General features: G+C 57.0%; 2 protein-coding genes. Both read left to right on the top strand.

The annotated features are described in order from the left end of the window. Window positions 1–559, top strand: a 559-nt coding sequence (locus AC1DWM_RS30110) for a DUF2931 family protein (RefSeq protein WP_477796889.1), incomplete at its 5' end; no start/stop codon positions are given. Window positions 560–611: 52 nt separating this feature from the next. After that, window positions 612–932: DUF2931 family protein (locus AC1DWM_RS30105; RefSeq protein ID WP_477796888.1), on the top strand; the 321-nt coding region annotated here is incomplete at its 3' end.

Here is a 932-nt window from a genome sequence, read left to right as displayed (position 1 = left end):
GTACATCGGTTTTACCGAACCTGCCCACATGACGGTGTGGGTCGAGACCTCGGCAGTCGAAGACATCAATGGTCGGATATTTCACTCTGTCGCATCGGGTGCAGCCGCAAGAAGTGATCATGAAGATGGAACCGAAAATGCGCGGGGTTGGGTGGGTATTGGCGGTGCCGGCATGCCAGTGCTGGGCGCAGACCTGCCGAAACGCATCTTCGTGCGCTGGCAATCGATAGTCGAGCGCAAGACCTACGCAGGCTGGATTGATATCTCCGAAACCACCCGCGAAATGATGCGCAACTCGACGGCCCAGCGCTGCCACGAAACCCCTCAGTTCACCGCTAACCTGAGTGCAGCCCTGAATCTGGGACTGGCGCCGGGCGGCATCATTCAGGTCTGGGTCTGGGACGACTGTTTCCGCGCCCACAAAGTCGACCGAGGGCAAGTCGGTATCGAGCCTCTTGGCCCTTATCTTGGCAAAAATGAAGGGCGCTACGCCTGGAAGATCAAAGACTCCTCCCAACGCTACATCGAACGTTTCGGCATCCCCTATGGCAGTTGGTGAGGGATGCCGTACGGATACACCCCCCTCATGTACCGGAATGAACACTGTAACCATGAAAATTCTGACCGCTTTGTTCGCACTCGCAACGATAAGTGCATGCCATCCTGTCGATCCACTATCGGCCAAAAACGACCCCAAAACACGGTGGTGGTACATCGGTTTTACCGAACCTGCCCACATGACGGTGTGGGTCGAGACCTCGGCAGTCGAAGACATCAATGGTCGGATATTTCACTCTGTCGCATCGGGTGCAGCCGCAAGAAGTGATCATGAAGATGGAACCGAAAATGCGCGGGGTTGGGTGGGTATTGGCGGTGCCGGCATGCCAGTGCTGGGCGCAGACCTGCCGAAACGCATCTTCGTGCGCTGGCAA

Source organism: Pseudomonas sp. P4_C8 (assembly GCF_056401975.1).
The sequence above is the reverse complement of the archived record's forward strand: the minus strand, read 5'-3'. Positions and strand labels throughout refer to the sequence as shown.